Genomic DNA, 17680 nt, shown 5'->3' on the forward strand with positions numbered 1-17680 from the left:
CAAATGAAGAAAATAATTATCTCCACTATAATACTGGGTACGCTGGCCTTTACAGGGTGTAACAAATGGCTGGATGTAAAACCGGCAGCAACTACTACCAAAGATGAGTTGTTCCAAACCCAGAAAGGGTTCAGGGATGCCCTCACAGGCGCTTACCTGCATATGAAAAGCGGCAACACCTACGGCGGTGCATTGATATGGGGCAATATTGAATACCTGTCCCGCAACTGGGATGTAGTTTCCGCCAGCAATTCAGCGCTCACCAACCTGGCTGCAGCCAATTATACAGACGCCACTGTAAGAGCCTGGATGGATGCCACTTACCAGGATGAGTACAAGGTAATAGCAGATGTGAACAGCATCCTGGAAAGGATCGACGGAAAAAGATCAATATTCACCGATAATAACTATGCGCTCATCAAAGGAGAAGCATTGGCTTTACGTGCTTTCACCCACTTTGATGTATTGCGGCTGTTCGGCCCTATGCCGGATAATCCGGGCACTACGGCGGTATTGCCGTATGTAAAAGCAGTATCCAAAGAGATTGTTGTATCTCTTCCTTTCCAGGAGTTTGCACAAAATGTACTGGCAGACCTTGATGAAGCAGAAGCATTATTGAAAGACACCGATCCGTTTGTACAATACTCCATGGCTGAGTTAAATCCTTTGCCGAACAGCACCGCAGCACCTGTAGTAGCAGACAATTACTACATGTACCGCCAGATACGCATGAACTATCATGCTGTACTGGCACTGAAAGCCAGGGTGTACATGTGGCTGGCACCCTCCAACAGCGCAAATCGTGCAAACGCTGCTAAGTATGCGAAGATGGTGGCAGATGCCAAAGACCGTACAGGCGTACCTACCTTCCGCCTGGGTAAAGCAGCTGACCGTAATGCAGGAGATAACACCATGTCTCCCGAGCATATTATGGCCATCAGCATGTACGATCTGAAACAAAAAGCCATTGACCTGTTCCTGGAAGGTGGCAGCCTGGCACGTTCCGACTTTAATATACAGGACGGATACTATTACCTCAACAACCTCTTCCCGGTAGCTGAGAGGATTGCAGATGTGAGATGGGTAGGTATGTGGTCATATAAAGTAACAGCCGGCAACACCAACTTTGTAATGAACGCAAAATACCTGCAACGGGAAACATTGCCGGTACTGCAGATCCCCCTGCTCCGGCTAAGCGAAATGTATCTCATCCTTACAGAGTGCGCGCAATCCAAAGCAGAGGCAGAAGATTATTACAGAACTTATTGCGCAGAGAAAGGCATCCCCTTTACCAATGGATTTAATGCTGCAGCCTGGGAAACAGACCGGAAGAATAAAATGATCAGGGAATATGTGCGGGAGTTCTTTGCGGAAGGTCAGACCTTCTTCACCTATAAGAGATACAATGTAACCACATTGCCAGCCAGCTGGACAGCTGCGTTCTACAGCGGCACAACAGCAAGATACATCGTACCTAAACCTGACCGTGAAATTAATTACCACAACAAGTGATCACCGCCATGAAAAGATTAATATATATTATAGCTATTCTGCTGGCAACAGCCTCCGGCTGCACTAAATCAGAATACCTGCTATTCAACGATATTGCCAGGGTACAGTTGAGCGATACCACTTCATTAAGCTCAACATTTGTTTATGATCCGGTTACTATTGTAAAGGATACCGTTTATATCGAGGTTAGTACTATCGGTGGCATTACTAATTACGACCGGCCCGTAAAACTGGTTCAGATCCCGGAATTTGATTACACCTATGTGCGTGATCCTATCACTAACCAGATAACGGACACCATTGCTACTGAGCGGCCATTTAAAGCAGTTGCCGGTACACATTATATAGACCTGGCAGACAAATCGCTGGAATCTATGATGGTGATCAAAGCGGGCTCTGTAAGGGCCCAGATACCAGTAGTACTGTTACGGGATGCCAGCCTGAAAACAAACAGTTACCGCCTGCGCCTGCAACTTGTTGCCAATAAAGAATTTGGCCTTGGAGAGAAAAATTCAAGAGAAAAAACAATCGTGTTTTCAGACCGCCTGGAACGTTTTTACTCCTGGAGGGTAGACGCTACCAATGCATCGGCATTTATTACTTTCGGAAAATACAGCACGCGGAAACACCAGTTTATGATCGATGTGCTGAAAGTAAATATAGATGAAGCATGGTTCCAGGCTGCAGTTGCTGCACAGGCATTGACCAACTACGCAAACCTGCTGAAGCGTGCATTAACTACATTTAACAACGATCCGGCCAACATTGCCAGTGGAAAAGCGCCTTTGCGTGAAACAGATTCACCTGCCAGCGCCGCAGTTACTTTCCCCTGATCACCATCAATAATTATCAAGATGAAGAAATTATATTTCCTGGCAGCCGGCTTGTTTTCCATACTTGCCTTTGCCTGCACCAAAGATAAAAGCACTTCAGCAGACCGGCCACTGCCCACCTTTACAGTGAGCGGACTGCAAGCCAGTTATTCCGTATTAACACATAAAGATACCTTACGTATTCATCCCACCGTGCAGGATGAAAACCGGTACGAATATTACTGGACTGCATTTGATGCTAATTATACCATCGGGAAGGGCAACAGAAAACCAGATACGCTGGCTAAAACAAAGGACCTTGACTATGCCATGATATTAAATCCCGGCCCTTACGTACTGGTGTTCAACCTGAAAGATAAAGAGACCGGTGTGACCAAATTACTGAATGTGAACATGACCGTGTCCACACTGAATATGAATGGCTGGTACCTGTTAAAAGACAACAATGGGAAAACAGACTTTGATTTCATTCATAGCCTTGGACGCATTGATAACTGGATCGCTTTTTACAATGATGGCAAAAGCCTGGAAGGAACAGCGGTGAAAGCCGTATTCACGAACACCTTTAAGATGAGCCTTACTTCCCTGGATATTTTTTCAGCATTTACTGTACTCTCAGATAAAGATGCCGCGATCTACCGGATAGACAATGGAAAGGCAATGAGGACCTTTGATGATATGTTCTTTAGCAAACCTCCTGTACGCAAGCCACAAAGTGTATACCAGCCTGTTAATACAAACGTTATCGGCGTGGTTAACGATGGGCAGGTATATGTGATGCAAAAGGGCACTTTATTCGCTTCATTGCCTTACAATGCTGCCAAACTATCATCTATAACGGCTGTAGGGGCTATGAGCCTTGCTTTTGACCAGGATTCAAAATCACTGGTGATCATTAACGATTTCAATTTCCAGGCCGTGCCTGCCAGTGGGGCTGAGTTGAAGAATATGAATGCTGATCTTGTATGGCTGAACAGTTATGCGGGCCAGCGCGGTATAGCCATGGCCCTTTTCCGTAAACCGGATGGATCAGGACTTCTTTACAGGCTAAATGTGCAATTCGGTTTTCTGCTCGGCACTCAGCAGCCTATGATCCAGGCAAAAGTAACAGTGCCTGCCACTCATAGCTTAATGGCAGCGACTGCTATCGGCGGGAATTATGATGCGGATTTCGTTTACTACGCCCAGGGAAATAAGGTTTACATGACAGATCTGATCACCTTACAGGAGGCCTTGCAGGTAACACTGCCCGCCGGAGAAACCGTTACTGGTATCCAGCATATCAAATATCCTCAGCCCTCTGCAGGAGTGCCTGTTACAACAGATTTCCTGTCGGTCGCAACGTATAATAACGGCCGGTATAAAGTATACCTGCATAAAATAAGTTCTACAGGCACCATTCAGGCATTGGCGCAACCCAATTTTGAAGGGGAAGGAAAGATCAACACCGTTATCTATATGGAAAACGGATCCGGAAGCAGGGTCTTCTAACTTATTACATACATAAGATCGCCCCAATTGCCACTGTACAACAGCTGGTGGGGTGATCTTATGTCTTTATAAAAATAAATCAATGAAAAGCTTATTACTACTCGCATGCAGCTTTAGTGCCCTGAATGCACTTGCACAAACGGACACTGCCATGCAAAGAACAGAACTGAAACAGGCCCTGCAGCAGATTGATCAGAAAATGGCAGACCGGCAGCAGGCATGGCTGGATGCACAGAAAGCAAAAGCGAAGTATGATACGATCGGGCTCTGGCAGTACCGCGACGACTGGGCTAAGTTAAAAGCAGAAAGGAAAAAGCAGCAGATCGTTTTCGTGCAGCAGCACCCTGATTACATAGTGAGCCTGGAAGCCCTGAAAGATGCTATTGGCCCTATTCCCGATGATATTCAGAAATATGAGGGCCTGTTTAAGAAACTGGGTAAACAGGTGCGGGAAAGCGAAAGCGGTGTGAGTATAAAAAAGCTCATTGATCGTTATATGACGGTGCGTATCGGTGCAAAGGCACCATCGTTTTCAGCACCCGATACTGCCGGCCTTCCGGTACAGCTGGCAGACTACAAAGGCAAATATGTGCTGCTGGATTTCTGGGCAAGCTGGTGTGGTCCCTGCCGGGAAGAGAACCCTGTTGTAGTGGCTGCTTACAATCGTTTTAAAGATAAAAGCTTCGACATCCTTTCCGTATCCCTGGACCAGCCGGGTAAAAAGGCAGACTGGCTGAAAGCTATCCATCACGATGGCTTAACCTGGAAACATGTATCCGATCTGCAATACTGGAACAATGAAGTAGCGAAGTTGTATATGATACGTTCCATCCCGCAGAACTTCCTGATAGATCCACGCGGGAAGATCATTGCCAAGGACCTTCGCGGCGAACAGCTTATCCAAAAACTAGAAGAAATATTAAAATAGTACCATGCTCAGATTTAACATCGCTTTATTTGCGCTGCTTGGCTTCGCTGTTGCTGCTCATGCGCAAAAAGCCGTTCCTGCGGACACATCTGCCAAAAAAACAGATTCTCTTCCTTCCGCCATCAAACCGTACGGAACGGTGATCACCGCTAAAGCAAAAACGTACAACGGTATGTTCAAAGTTCACCAGCTGAACGCCCGTTATTACTTCGAAATCCCTGATTCCATGTATAACCGGGCCATATTGGTAGTAAACCGTATCGCCAGGTCAGCAGCGGGGCCAAGGCCGCAAATGACCGGTTATGCCGGTGACCAGATCGCGGAAAACGTGATCCATTTCGAAAAAGGACCGGATGACAGAATCTTCATGAAAGTGATGCGCTTTAATGAACGTTCCAGCGACTCTACAGAAAATGGCCTGTACAGGTCCGTGATCAATTCCAACCTTGAACCTATTGTTGCCGTATTTCCCGTAAAGGCTTATAACAAAGACGTTAAAAGCACCGTGATAGATGTAACGGATTACCTGAACACGGAGAATGAAATTTTCCATTTCAGCCCGCAGATAAAAACAACGCTCAGCATTGGCGCCATACAGGCAGATAAATCTTTTATCACTTCTGTGAAAGCGTTTCCGCTGAACATTGAGATCCGCATGTTGCGGACCTATTTGAAAGGCGGGCAGCAGGCTGCGTCCACTACTATTCCCGATACCTATGAACTGAACAGCTCCATGGTACTGCTTCCGGCAGTACCCATGCAGCCCCGGTACGCAGATGCACGGGTAGGCTTTTTTGCCAGGGGATATGTGGATTTTGATACCGATCCGCAGGGAGTAAAGCAACAATTCATGATCACCCGCTGGCGGCTTGAACCTAAAGAAGAAGATATAGAGAAATATAAACGGGGTGAACTGGTGGAACCTAAAAAACCCATCATCTATTATATAGATCCCGCTACACCCAAAAAATGGGTGCCTTACCTGATAGCAGGTGTGAACGACTGGCAGAAAGCATTTGAACAGGCCGGTTTTAAAAATGCGATCAAAGCATTACCCGCGCCTGAAAATGATTCAACCTGGAGCATAGATGATGCACGCCATAACGTGATCGTGTACAAACCATCGGCGATAGCTAATGCCAGCGGCCCTCATGTGCATGATCCCCGCAGCGGTGAGATCATAGAAACACATATCAACTGGTACCACAACATCATGCAGCTGGTGCATAACTGGTACATGATCCAGGCAGGTGCTATTGATCCTGCTGCACGCAAAATGGAATATGATGAGGAATTAATGGGCCAGCTCATCCGCTTTGTTTCTTCTCATGAAGTAGGGCATACACTGGGCCTTATGCACAACTTTGGCGCTAGCTCTACCATACCCGTAGAGAAATTAAGGGACAAAGCGTATGTGGAAGCACATGGCCACACGCCTTCCATTATGGACTATGCACGTTTTAACTACGTTGCGCAACCGGAAGACCACATCACCCAAAAAGGCATCTTCCCAAGAATAGGGGAATATGACACCTGGGCTATTGAATGGGGATACAAATGGTATCCTGCATTTAAATCAGCTAAGGAAGAAGGCCCTTACCTGAATAAACTGATCATAGACAGCCTCGCTAAGAACAAACGCCTGTATTTCGGCAGTGAGTTCAATTTCTCCGATCCCCGCGACCAAAGCGAGGACCTTGGCGATGATGCTATTGCAGCCGGCAGGTATGGTATCAAAAACCTCCAAAGGATCCTGCCACAGCTTAAAGAATGGACGAAGGTGCCCAATGAAGGGTATGATAACCTGAAGACCATGTATGAGGAAGTGATCAAACAGTATAAACTGTATACTGTCCAGGTATTGAAAAGTGTGGGCGGTGAATACCGTACCCTGAAAAGCATTGAACAACCCGGCAGGATAATTGAACCCGTGGAGTACCAAAAGCAGAAGGCATCCATGAAGTTCCTGAACGAATATCTCTTTACTACGCCTGCCTGGCTCATCAATGAATCATATACAGCGCTAACCGGCACTGATCCCATCTTACACATTGTTATCGCACAATCCAATGCGCTGATGAAGTTACAGGGTTCCGGCATGCTGATAGGTTTGATCAAATCAGCAGAACTGAACAAGGGCATCAAAACATACACCGCCGCCGAGTTCCTGGAAGACCTTAAGCAAGGCGTATGGAGCGAACTGTACACCAACAAACCTATTGATATCTATCGCCGCAACCAGCAAAAGGTATATATAGAGAATTCATTCAAGGCATTTAAAGCCATGAATGAAATAGTAGGCAGGAACAATGGTAACGGTACTATCTTTTATATAAACCCCGACCCCACGGGCAACGATGTTTCCAGCATTACGCGGGCGCATCTGACAGGGTTGCGGAATGATATCCGGAAAGCGATACCATCACAAACCGGCATTTCAAAGTATCACTTACAGGATATGGAGAACCGGATTAGTGAAGTACTGGAAGGAAAGAACAAATAACCAGCCATATTAATTCCACGGAGAACCTAAGCCGTATAGACCTTTGTGTCTATACGGCTTTCTCTTTTTTATTCTGTTGGCATCTTGCTCATATCCATATAGGCTATCTCCCATTGGTGGCCATCCAGATCCTCAAAGCTATGCTGATACATCCAGCCATAATCCTGTGGTTCATTATAGATATTTCCGCCTGCCTGTTTTGCCTTTGCCACCAGCTGCTCTACTTCTTCCTTAGAAGCTGCATCCAGCGCAATTAACACCTCTGTAGCCTTCTTTGCATCGCTTACCGGTTTCTTCGTAAATGTTTTAAAATAATCTTCCTGTAACATCATCGCGTAGATGCTTTCGCTGATCACCATACAACCAGCCTTTTCATCAGTGAACTGGGGGTTGAATGAAAACCCGAGAGTTGTAAAGAATTTAATTGATGCTTCTAAATTCTTAACGGGCAGATTGATAAATACTTTTGTTGCCATGATATTTGTTTTTTGGTGATTGAATGATACAAAACTAGCGCGGAGAAAAAACCCAAACATTTACATATGTTGAGGAATGGAAAAATTATTTGTTGGCAAATAAGATACGGCTAAATTGTGTAGGAGTAATGCCAAGGTAGGAAGCGATATGGTGTTTCTTCAGCCGTTTAACAAGGCCGGGGTACTTTTCTGCAAATGCCTCGTAACGTTTGCCGGCGGGGTCGTGCCGGAGGGCTATCTCTAAGGGTTCTTTCTCTATGATCCAGTGCAGTTCCATATAGTTCATATAGAAAGTGGCAATATCCATATGCTGCGTTGCCAGCCTTTTAAATGCGAAGAAATCGTATTCAAGTACATTGGTATCTTCCAATGCAGTGATCGTAAATAAACTGGGGGTATTGCTGAGCATGGCACTCACGGATGCGGCAAAACGCTGCTCGGGGAAGAAGGTTTTGATCACTATTTCTCCTTTATCAGAAACATAGTTCTGTGAAAAGAGCCCTTTCTCTACAAACGCCACTTTTTTGGGCGCCTGCCCTTCTGATACAAAGTTCTCTCCCCGTTTGTAGGTCTTAGCTACAAGGATGGTTTCCCATGCTTTACGGCTTTCATCAGAAAGTTTTGTGTAGGTGTTTATTTTTGAAAAGAAGATATCCATTTATGCCATTTTATCCAGGGCTTTACGCAGGATGTTTAACTGTTCCAGTCTTTTTACCCGGTACTCCTCTTCAAACACACTCAACCTGGATGGAGCACACTCCTTCTCTACTGACTGTATTGTCCGGACAAGCAGGTCTTTATCAATCTTACCTTCCAGCACAAACTGGCCAAAGCCTACTGCTATGATCACATTATTGATCCCTAATTTAGAACGCGCCACTAAATATTCCGCCACTTCAGCATCGTGTGGTGCAGCCCCCCTGCTGTATCCCCAGGTATCCAGTAGCAACTCTATGAAAATTAAAGGACTCGCTGTTTGGTTCGTTTCCCGCCATTCCCGGAACTGATAAAAAGCATCTGCACCGTCGTCATTCCCGAAGGGAGAAGTTTCTTCAATGGGGCTCCAGTAAAATTCTTCTGTAAAAAGTTCTCTGGCTTTTATATGCGCATTTTCGTATGTATTGTTCATACAACGAAAATATGCAAAAAAGAGAATTTAAACTTTTACCTTTTCAGAAAGTCTCAGTAACTATGAAAACCGTACTGCTTTCCCTGCTTTGCTTTTGTTCTATGGGCTGCCTCAAAAAAAAGGAGTCCACTCCCGCTAATGGCAGCATCACTGTTGATGGGCTCATCAGAACTTATACCCTGCACCTACCCCCCAATTACAGGGAAGGCAGTGATTTTTCGCTGGTGATAGCGATGCATGGCGGTGGTGGGAACGGCGGGCAGTTTGAATCTTCTTCCAGGCTTTCCCAGAAAGCCGATGCAGCAAAGTTCATTGTAGTATATCCCAATGGTGTAAAAGGCGACGGTTTATTAAAAGCCCAGACCTGGAATGCAGGTGGATGCTGCGATTATGCAAGAGACCATAATATCAACGATGTGAAATTCATCAGCCTGCTGATAGATCACCTGGTTGCAAAATATAAGATCAACCCTAAAAAGGTATATGCCACCGGTCATTCCAATGGAGGCATGATGGCCTACCGGCTGGCTTGTGAACTCTCTGATAAGATAGCAGCGATCGCTCCCAATAGTTCTACCATGGTGGTCACACAGCCCTGTAATGCTTCAAGGGCAGTACCTATATTGCATATGCACTCCGTACAGGATAACAATGTTCCTTATGCCGGCGGGGTGGGAACAGGTGTTTCCAAACATTATAATCCACCACTCGATTCCGTGTTCCAGGTATGGTCATTAAAGAATGCCTGTGCTACTCCTGCGCAGGTAATTGTGAATAACAATTCCTATAAGCTCACGAAATGGACGGATTGCAGTAACAATACCACCATTCAATATTACCTCACTAAAGATGGCGGGCATGCATGGCCCGGCGGAACTCCGGGTGGTTTACCGCTTGGAGACAAACCTTCTGCGGTTATTAATGCGAATGATCTTTTATGGGATTTTTTTCAGCAATATCAATTACCTTGATGTAAATTGGAATATGCGTTTTATCCCTATCTGCTTATTACTTCTCCTTTCTGCGAAAGATCTGTCCGCACAGGATTCCATCAAAGTGCGGTATGTAGCCTGGTACAATCCCGTAAAGCGGAACACTATTGTAAATGGCGTTAACATGGGGCTGATGGCGATACCATGGAAGCCGGCAAAAACATTGATCGTAAATGGCATAACCCTGGAATTACAACCCATCGGTGCTCTAGCTACCATGTATTCCCTTGGAACCACAGTGATCCCCACTGTTGGATGGAGGAAACAAAAAGAAGGTGAGCACGGAAGTATCTATTTCACTCACGTCAACGACAACTGGCCTGCTAATGAAACGATCAGGACCCACCTGAGAGGCATTAATATCAGTCCCGGCTTTATGTCTGAGATATCAGCAACAGGTCTCACTATCAATCTACTCACTTCTGTTATCACGGAAAACCGGGGCCTCACCATCACAGGGTTCGACAATACCAGTCATAAATTTTCCGGTGTAATGATCAGTGGTTTCAAAAACAAAGCCACCATCGGGCACGGCGTGCAGATAGCAGTATTCAATAATTGCAGGGAAGGGAAGTTAGTACAGATAGGATTATTCAACCGTATTGGTAACAGGGTGTTGCCTTTTGTGAATATGTCACTTTAATACTCTCAGCAAAATAAGAGAATAAAAAAGTTCTTAAGGTTCACCCGCAGATACTGCAAAGCATGTGTGATCTGATTCTCTACACTTCTCTTAGAAATATTCAGCCTGTCCGTAATCTCCTGGTTACCCAGGTTCTCCTGGCGGCTTAACAGAAAGATCTCTTTACAGTGCTTAGGTAATGCGTCAGAGAAAAACTTAATTGTTCCTGAAAGGTTTGCTCAGGTAATTTTTCCTCCGCAGAATTGGAAGAAAAGGCCTCATTGTATTCAGCAGGTAATTCCTGTGTTGCTTTCTTTGCTTTTAATTCTCCCGGACCTGGCTTCTGTAAATGCAGAATGAGTAAGCCAGTATTCCGGCATCCGCCAGTGTAATGTTTTCCTGGCCAACTATGAGAAGGCTACTACCGTTCCAGAGGCAATAAAGATCAGATGGCTGGTGAAGCAAGGATCATCAGGGCCTATATGTACATGAACCTGGTTTCCTGCTTCGGAGATCTTCTCCTGACCACCAAACCTTTAAAGACCGATGAATTATACGGGCCACGTAATACTAAAAGAGAGATCATTGATTTCATCCTGATTACGGGCCTCTTTTTATTCTTTGTCTTTTATCTGAGACGGTTTCAGGTATACTTTCTTTCCTTTCTTATCTACGTAATACTTGCGGTCTTTGCTATCAATGTAGACCACCTCTCCTCCCGGAGCCTGTTTGTCTTTGTAGATCTTATCCTTAATGGCGGATACGCCTTTAACAGCTGTAGAGGCTGTTTTATTACCGACCTTTTTTGCAGTGGTATCAATTTTTTCACCTACTTTTTTAGCAGTTTTCTCTATCCCCTGCGCCATACTGGTGAGGGAAATAGCGGAACCCATCAGGGCAGCTACGATAGCTATGCGGATCTTGCTCATGGTTGTTATTTTAGAAGGTAAGGGCCAAAAATAGTGCCATGTCTATAACTGTCGGTTTTTTACAATTTCTTCTATGTTATGGGTCAGATATTTGCATAAAAAAGATGGACGTTAAAGCTATTGCTGAACAATTGAGGAAACCAGTGGGCGATCTGGGGAAAGAGGTGGGCGTAAAGATGAATGAAGGGAACCTGTACATTAACCAGTATACTATCGCGGCTTTAGAGATAAAAAGCCATCAGCAGGTCCTGGAGATCGGGATGGGGAACGGTTTTTTTGTGAAGGATATATTAACTGCGGCCCCTTCGGTGAAATATACCGGCTGTGATGTTTCAGAAACAATGGTAGCGGAGGCCCGGTCCCTGAACACCCGTTTTATACAAAAAAGACAGGCGGAATTCATTGTAGCAGCTGCTGATGAACTGCCTTTATTCGACGCACTCTTTGATACAGTGTTCATGGTGAATACGCTTTACTTCTGGGAATTCCCGCAGAAAGAACTGGCAGAGGTCCGCAGGGTATTAAAACCAGGCGGGAAGATATTCATTGCCATCAGGCCGGCATCTGTAATGCAGTCGCTACCCTTTGTGCAGTATGGCTTTCGCCTGTATGAAAAGAAAGATGTAGCGGTGCTGCTGAAGCAGAATGGATTTAACAGGATACACAGCATTGAAAAGCCGGAGCCCGTGGGGAAAATGCAAACACTGATCGTACGTGCGGAGAAAATTTAGTTTTAATTTGCACTATGCTTATCAGACCTTACACTGCAGCGGACCGGCAGGCTTGCATTACCGCATTTAAAAGTAATATGCCCAAATTTTTCATGCCACATGAATTAACCGATTTTGAGGAATGGCTAAATGATGTGGAGGAAGGAAAGATACAAGCACCTGACGAACAATATTATGTGATAGAGCAGGACCATGAAGTGATTGGCTGCGGTGGCTTCTCTGTATACCCGGATAAGCAACGGGCCACCATGACCTGGGGGCTTGTGCATAACAGCATGCATAAAAAAGGCCTGGGCAAAGCCCTGATCCTGCACAGGATTGCAGCCATCAGGAAAGCATTTCCTGCTGTCACCATCGGCCTTGATACCACGCAGCATTCCTTTTCTTTCTTTGAGAAGCTGGGGTTTGTGACCACCAAAATAACCAATGATTCCTACGGAGAAGGCATGCACCGTTACGATATGGAACTTAGTCCCGCGTAGTGCCGCAGGTTACATTCGCAAACGTACCCGTCATTCCACTGGCCTGATCGGAAACCAGGAACACGGCTGCGCTGGCGATCTCCGCCATCAGGGGCAATTTCTTCAGCATCGTATTATCTATCAGTTCCTGTATGGCGTTATAGGGTTCAGGACCGTTGCCTTCCTCTTCCAATGCTTTCAGAAATACCGCGGAATCAGGAGAGCCTGCTGATCGGATGCCTACTACCCGGATGCCGTACGGCCCCAGTTCATCCGCCAGGTTCCTGGAAAATCCTTCCAGTGCGCTGCAAGCCGGCCCAAAACCACCAACGAATGCATAAGCTTTACCAGCAGGTGTAGCCGTGATGGACAGGATCACCCCTCCCTTCTGTTGGATCATGTGTTTACCTGCCGCCTTAGCCGTGAGGAACTGGGTTTGCATAGCCACATGGATAGGCTGCGTAAAGTCTTTCAACGACATCTCCACAATGGGGATACCCTGTACATCTTCCAGGCCAATGGCATTAAAGGAAATATCTATCCTTCCTGCTTTGGCCACTACTGCATCTGTAAAATCAGTAACGGCCTTTTCATCCAACGCATCTACAACAGCGGTTTCCGCCTTGCCGCCCAAAGCAAGGATGTCTTTCGCCACTGTATCCAGTGAAGATTGTGTACGGCCGGCCAGGAATACCCTGGCACCTTCCCTGGCAAAGGCCCTGGCTACAGCACCGCCAATGGAACCTCCTGCACCGTAGATCACGGCTGTTTTGTTTGTAAGTATCATGCTTAAAATTACAGGTTACGGATGGCCCCGGCCGGGTGTTAATGTGACAATTCATGGGTTTATTGTGACATAGTTCGTATCTTCAGCATTCCTCCTTATATGCCATAACAGCAAACCATGTATGTTATGATATTAATCGCCATTCTGGCTCCCTGGCTTTCCTTCCTTTTAAGAGGAAAATTACTTTCTGCATTTGTTGCATTTACTGTAGAGCTGATAGCAGCGTTTTCGTTCATATTCTTTGGCCTGAGCTTTTTTGTGGCCTGGTTTATCCTGGCTGTATGGGCTGTTACGTCTTATAACAATGCGAAGGCGGATAAGCGGAACAGGGCTTTGATCAGGGCTATGCGGTCAAAAGGCTAATGGAACTTATATCCTATTCCATAAGACCATAGCCACCTGCTTTGATTGCTGAGGTAATATCCGGGTACCAGGAAAACAAACCTGCGGTAATCCACCCGGAACCCCAGTCCGAGCTTAGGCTCCGGTTTGCCTTCGTGTATAAATAAAGAAGGCAGTGCACAAATGCCAACGCTCCACTGCTCTCCTACTTTCAGTTTGAGATGAGGGCCACCTACATTAATAGCGGTGAGGCTGTTGCCAAAGGAAACACCGATCATTCCTTCCAGGGAAAAACGGAGCTTCTTGGCGGTGGAATCCTGTGCTTGTGCAGCAATACAGGTAAATAAAAACAACGTAGTGAGCATTCTCATAAGATGAAGACTTTTAAAAGGATTCCCACCAGTGCTGCTAAAAGGATCAGTAGTGGTTCCGGCACCCTGCTGTATTTCCAGCAAACAAAGGCGGTTAACAATGCGATGGCAACCGTATACCCATCTACCAGGGAACGTTTACCCAATACAACCACGGCGCCGGTGATAGTGCCAATGGCAGCAGCCGTTACGCCATCAACGAAAGCTTTAATGCCGGGATGTTTTCCATATTTTTTAAAATAAGGCGCAGGTAATACCGTAAAGAGGTAACAAGGGAAAAAAGTAGCGAATGCTGCCACAGCAGCACCCTGAAAACCTGCGGTGAGATAACCGATGAACCCGACTGTGATCACAACAGGTCCCGGTGTGATCATAGCTACGGCTACTGCATCAACGAATTCCTGTTCGGTTAACCAGCCGTATTCTTTCACCACTCCCCCATAGAGAAAGGGAACAATGGCCAGGCCGCTGCCAAAAACAAAAGCGCCCGCCTTGGTGAAATAAAAGAAGATCTCCCATAAGGGGAAAGGAACCACGGCGCGCAATACCGGCGGTCTTTTGATGAGCCACCAGAGTATTCCGGCAGACAGGAAAATAAGCACGGATTCACTTTCCTGCCATATCGTATAAACAGCTGCTACACCGTAGATGCCCCACAGGCCCTTTGAAATGCTTTTCTTTGTGAGCTTAAAGGCGCTGTAAGCAATGATCCCTATCACGCTGGCACCAATACCATAAAAGACGGCCTGCATCCATGGGATACCATTGTAAGCTTCATAGACGGCACCCAATGCCAGCACCATGAAAAAAGAAGGTAATACAAAAGCGAGCCCGGTGAGTGTAGCACCTGTTACGCCGTAATGTATATATCCCAGGTAAATGCCCAGCTGAGCCGCCAGGGGGCCTGGTGCAAGCTGTGCAAGGGCCAGCCCTTCTTTGTAATCTGCTTCTGTGATCCATCTTTTACGCTCTACAAGGTCCCGGTTCATATAACCTACCAGTGCTACGGGACCGCCAAATCCCCAGGTACCCAGTTTCAGGAAATACAGGCACAGCTGCTTCAGTGAATATGTTGGTGCAGGCATCATGCTGCAATACTATCAAGGATCCCCGCAGCAGAATAGAACGTTCTTAACGATTTGTATCCTTTTTACCTTTTTGTAGTTCTTTCCGGTATTCTGAGGGGTTTTTACCGGTATGTTTTTTAAAGATGCGGGTGAAATGGCTTTGATCTGAAAAGCCGGTGAGATAAGCTATTTCCGTAAGGGAGTAATGGGTTTGCAACAACTCAATGGCTTTGTCTATCCTTTTCTTACGGATATAATCCCCGAAAGAAAGGTTGTCAAAATACCTGGAAAATTCCCGGGAGAGATAAGCGGGATTTATATCCAGTTCTTTTGAAACATCTCCTAAACTTACATTCAGGTTGGTATCCAGCTGGTCCTGGATGATCTCTTTCAATTCTTTTGCCCAATCCGGGATCTTTTGCTTTGCTTTCTGCCGGATGAACTTATTGAAGATCTCCATCAGCAAATGCTCTGCCGGGCTTTGCGTATGTTTGTCTGTATACAGATGGCTGGCCCAGCTGTAAAGTGCGTCGTAGATAAGCATTCCTTTTTCCAGCAGCTCCTCATCGTTCCTGAAATTATAGGCCAGGCCTGCCGATATGGCCCAAAGCCCTGCCGCCTGTGCAGAAAGATCATGACGGTCTGTATCCGCGCCCCTGATGATCGGCGCCATCTTCAGCAATGCAGGGTCTTTCAGTTGATGTTTGGACAGGAAGTAATCAAAAGTACAAAGGTCTTTATGATGACTGTATTCCACATCAGGAATATCAAAAGGGGTGGCATTAAGTACTTTGGCCTGAGGCAGTACCTGTTCTGCAGGTACATAAATGATCTCCGCATCTTTATCAATAAACCGCCTGATCAGCCAGGGACAGGCAATACGGTCTATTTTGGGATGTTCACGGGTGATCCATTTCATACTGCAATATTAATAAAAAAAAGACCGGCAGGCATAAAGCCCGCCGGTACAACCTGATGTTCATGAAGAATAGAAAACCGCTGACAGATGACAGCTGTCCCTTGCATTGCTTCCGTTTAACCTGTCTGTTGTTCCGAAAAAAAACAACTATCACCTGTCACCGGCTTTCTGTTCTTTTATTGATATCCTCCCCCTAATGAACGGTAAAGGTCAACCATTGCCGTAAGGCGCTGGCGGCGGATATCTACCTGTGTTAATTCTGCCTGCAGGCTGTTGCCCTGTGCGGAGATAACTTCCAGGTAATTGGCCAATCCGCTGCGGAACAGTAAACGGGCGTTGTTCACGGCCTGTTGTGTGGTTTGCAGGCGGGTTGCGGCTATGTCCTGTTGTGTGTGTAGTTTATCTAACTGTACGAGTGCATTGGATACTTCGCGCACGGCATTGGTCACTGACTGGCGGAAAAGGATCACTGCCTGGTCACGATCTACTTTCGCTACTTCCAGTTGCGTTTTTAAACGGCGTTGCTGGAAGATGGGTTGTGCAATGTTTCCGGCTACGGTACCAAATAATGAATTGGGCATGGCGAACCATTTTCCGATCTCGTAGGCATTCAAACCACCGTTAGCGGTTAAACTTAAAGCAGGATACATGCTTCCCTGCGCAACACCCACCTGGGCGTTGGCAGCTTTCAACCCTAATTCAGAGGCTTTCACATCCGGGCGGTTGCTGATCACTTTTGCCGGAACACCTGTTTCCAGGTTATCCCATACCGGGTACGCTTCCAGTGAACCATTGCGGGCAACAGGGCCCGGCATCTGACCGGTGAGGATGCGGATGGCATTCTCCTGGATCGTAGAAGCCTGTTCCAGTTGCGGGATCAGCAATTCTGCGGCCTGCTTCTGCGCTACCGCTTGCTGTACGGCCAGTTCTGTTACTTCGCCGGCTGTTTTCTGCATACGGATCATTTGCACGATGGTATCGCTCAGCGCCACATTGCTGCGGGCAATGGAAAGCTGCGCATCCAGCATCAGCAGGTTGAAGTAACTGTTGGCTACATTGGCGATGATGCCTGTTTGCACAGCTTTTGCGGCTTCGAATGTTTGCAGGTAAGAAGCTAATGCTGCTTCTTTCTGGCGGCGGATCTTACCCCATACATCTATTTCCCATGAAAGGCCCACCCCAAGATTGAAGTCTTCAATGTGGCTTGTTCCCAGTAAGTTATTCAGGTTGGCCCCGTTGAGACTGTTCTTGGAAGGGATCGAAGTGTTTGCAGTGGCGTTAGCTGTAATGGAGGGTAAAAATGCTGCCTTTGCCTGTTTCACATAAGCAGAAGCGGCTTCTATCCTCTTCAGTGCTATTTGCAGATCGAAGTTATTGGCGAGTGCATCACCGATCAGTTGCTGTAATGCAGGATCGGGGAAGAATTGCCTCCAGGCTGCGTTGGCCACGCTGCTATCTGTAGCAGGTACGTTGTTGAATTGCGCGGGGAGCGCAACCTCCGGCCGCTGAAAGTCCTTTCCGACCTTACAAGCGGCCAATGAGGCAGCACCAAGTATAGCTATGAGATATTGATTTAAACGCGTCATT

General features: G+C 46.4%; 20 protein-coding genes. 10 read left to right on the plus strand and 10 right to left on the minus strand.

Features of this window, described 5'->3' with window-relative positions; translation table 11 throughout:
- The first annotated feature begins 3 nt into the window (after positions 1-3).
- The 5 genes from BUR42_RS11005 (at position 4) to BUR42_RS11025 (ending at position 7267) form a co-directional block, all read left to right on the plus strand.
- Positions 4-1512, plus strand: coding sequence for a RagB/SusD family nutrient uptake outer membrane protein (locus BUR42_RS11005; protein WP_074239274.1), 1509 nt, complete (start codon positions 4-6; stop codon positions 1510-1512).
- 8 nt (positions 1513-1520) lie between these two features.
- Positions 1521-2345 (plus strand): DUF4843 domain-containing protein, encoded by an 825-nt coding sequence (locus BUR42_RS11010; RefSeq protein ID WP_074239275.1) that lies wholly within the window; start codon positions 1521-1523, stop codon positions 2343-2345.
- A 21-nt stretch (positions 2346-2366) separates the two neighbouring features.
- Complete coding sequence (locus BUR42_RS11015) at positions 2367-3836, plus strand: PKD-like family lipoprotein (RefSeq protein WP_074239276.1); 1470 nt, start codon at positions 2367-2369, stop codon at positions 3834-3836.
- 82 nt (positions 3837-3918) lie between these two features.
- Entirely contained in the window at positions 3919-4764 is an 846-nt protein-coding gene (locus tag BUR42_RS11020; RefSeq protein WP_074239277.1) for a peroxiredoxin family protein, read from the plus strand.
- Positions 4765-4768: 4 nt separating this feature from the next.
- The gene (locus BUR42_RS11025) at positions 4769-7267 is read left to right on the plus strand and encodes a zinc-dependent metalloprotease (RefSeq protein ID WP_074239278.1); all 2499 of its coding nucleotides are present in this window, start codon (positions 4769-4771) and stop codon (positions 7265-7267) included.
- A gap of 68 nt (positions 7268-7335) precedes the next feature.
- Here the strand turns inward: BUR42_RS11025 and BUR42_RS11030 are convergent, their stop codons facing one another.
- The 3 genes from BUR42_RS11030 to BUR42_RS11040 form a co-directional block, all read right to left on the minus strand.
- Positions 7336-7743, minus strand: a complete 408-nt coding sequence (locus tag BUR42_RS11030; RefSeq protein ID WP_074240543.1) for a VOC family protein — start codon at positions 7741-7743, stop codon at positions 7336-7338.
- A gap of 85 nt (positions 7744-7828) precedes the next feature.
- Entirely contained in the window at positions 7829-8401 is a 573-nt protein-coding gene (locus tag BUR42_RS11035) for a Crp/Fnr family transcriptional regulator (protein ID WP_074239279.1), read from the minus strand.
- Complete coding sequence (locus BUR42_RS11040) at positions 8402-8872, minus strand: hypothetical protein (RefSeq protein WP_074239280.1); 471 nt, start codon at positions 8870-8872, stop codon at positions 8402-8404. It lies immediately after the preceding gene.
- A gap of 62 nt (positions 8873-8934) precedes the next feature.
- Between BUR42_RS11040 and BUR42_RS11045 the strand changes: the two genes are divergently transcribed.
- On the plus strand, positions 8935-9843 hold the full coding sequence (locus tag BUR42_RS11045) for an extracellular catalytic domain type 1 short-chain-length polyhydroxyalkanoate depolymerase (protein WP_074240544.1): 909 nt from the start codon (positions 8935-8937) through the stop codon (positions 9841-9843).
- A 13-nt stretch (positions 9844-9856) separates the two neighbouring features.
- A complete protein-coding gene (locus BUR42_RS11050) occupies positions 9857-10507 on the plus strand; it encodes a hypothetical protein (protein ID WP_143197412.1) in 651 nt (216 codons plus the stop codon).
- A 5-nt stretch (positions 10508-10512) separates the two neighbouring features.
- Here BUR42_RS11050 and BUR42_RS30155 read toward each other — a convergent pair whose 3' ends face one another.
- Together BUR42_RS30155 and BUR42_RS29975 are read right to left on the minus strand one after the other, a co-directional pair.
- Complete coding sequence (locus tag BUR42_RS30155; protein WP_084185644.1) at positions 10513-10707, minus strand: sigma factor-like helix-turn-helix DNA-binding protein; 195 nt, start codon at positions 10705-10707, stop codon at positions 10513-10515.
- A 393-nt stretch (positions 10708-11100) separates the two neighbouring features.
- On the minus strand, positions 11101-11415 hold the full coding sequence (locus BUR42_RS29975) for a hypothetical protein (RefSeq protein ID WP_074239282.1): 315 nt from the start codon (positions 11413-11415) through the stop codon (positions 11101-11103).
- Between the two features lie 104 nt (positions 11416-11519).
- On the opposite strand from BUR42_RS29975, the gene BUR42_RS11070 reads away from it, so the two are divergent.
- Both BUR42_RS11070 and BUR42_RS11075 read left to right on the plus strand, forming a co-directional pair.
- Positions 11520-12146: a class I SAM-dependent methyltransferase gene (locus tag BUR42_RS11070; protein WP_074239283.1), complete on the plus strand. Its 627-nt coding sequence runs from the start codon at positions 11520-11522 to the stop codon at positions 12144-12146.
- Positions 12147-12160: 14 nt separating this feature from the next.
- Positions 12161-12628, plus strand: coding sequence for a GNAT family N-acetyltransferase (locus tag BUR42_RS11075; protein ID WP_074239284.1), 468 nt, complete (start codon positions 12161-12163; stop codon positions 12626-12628).
- On the opposite strand, the gene BUR42_RS11080 is transcribed toward BUR42_RS11075, so the two are convergent.
- Positions 12615-13394: an SDR family NAD(P)-dependent oxidoreductase gene (locus tag BUR42_RS11080; RefSeq protein ID WP_074239285.1), complete on the minus strand. Its 780-nt coding sequence runs from the start codon at positions 13392-13394 to the stop codon at positions 12615-12617. The genes BUR42_RS11075 and BUR42_RS11080 overlap by 14 nt on opposite strands.
- Before the next feature lie 126 nt (positions 13395-13520).
- Between BUR42_RS11080 and BUR42_RS11085 the strand changes: the two genes are divergently transcribed.
- Positions 13521-13757, plus strand: coding sequence for a YqaE/Pmp3 family membrane protein (locus BUR42_RS11085; RefSeq protein WP_143197414.1), 237 nt, complete (start codon positions 13521-13523; stop codon positions 13755-13757).
- Here BUR42_RS11085 and BUR42_RS11090 read toward each other — a convergent pair.
- The 4 genes from BUR42_RS11090 to BUR42_RS11105 all read right to left on the minus strand — a co-directional run bounded on the left by BUR42_RS11090 (position 13754) and on the right by BUR42_RS11105 (position 17679).
- Complete coding sequence (locus BUR42_RS11090) at positions 13754-14107, minus strand: hypothetical protein (RefSeq protein WP_074239287.1); 354 nt, start codon at positions 14105-14107, stop codon at positions 13754-13756. The two genes, BUR42_RS11085 and BUR42_RS11090, sit on opposite strands and share 4 nt — an antisense overlap.
- Complete coding sequence (locus BUR42_RS11095; RefSeq protein WP_200798291.1) at positions 14104-15192, minus strand: chromate transporter; 1089 nt, start codon at positions 15190-15192, stop codon at positions 14104-14106. Before BUR42_RS11095 ends, BUR42_RS11090 begins: the two co-directional genes overlap by 4 nt.
- Positions 15193-15238: 46 nt before the next feature.
- Positions 15239-16093, minus strand: a complete 855-nt coding sequence (locus BUR42_RS11100; RefSeq protein ID WP_074239289.1) for a chromate resistance protein ChrB domain-containing protein — start codon at positions 16091-16093, stop codon at positions 15239-15241.
- Between the two features lie 176 nt (positions 16094-16269).
- Complete coding sequence (locus BUR42_RS11105; RefSeq protein ID WP_074239290.1) at positions 16270-17679, minus strand: efflux transporter outer membrane subunit; 1410 nt, start codon at positions 17677-17679, stop codon at positions 16270-16272.
- Position 17680: the final 1 nt, after the last annotated feature.

It is taken from the genome of Chitinophaga niabensis (genome assembly GCF_900129465.1).
GTDB classification, from domain to species: domain Bacteria; phylum Bacteroidota; class Bacteroidia; order Chitinophagales; family Chitinophagaceae; genus Chitinophaga; species Chitinophaga niabensis.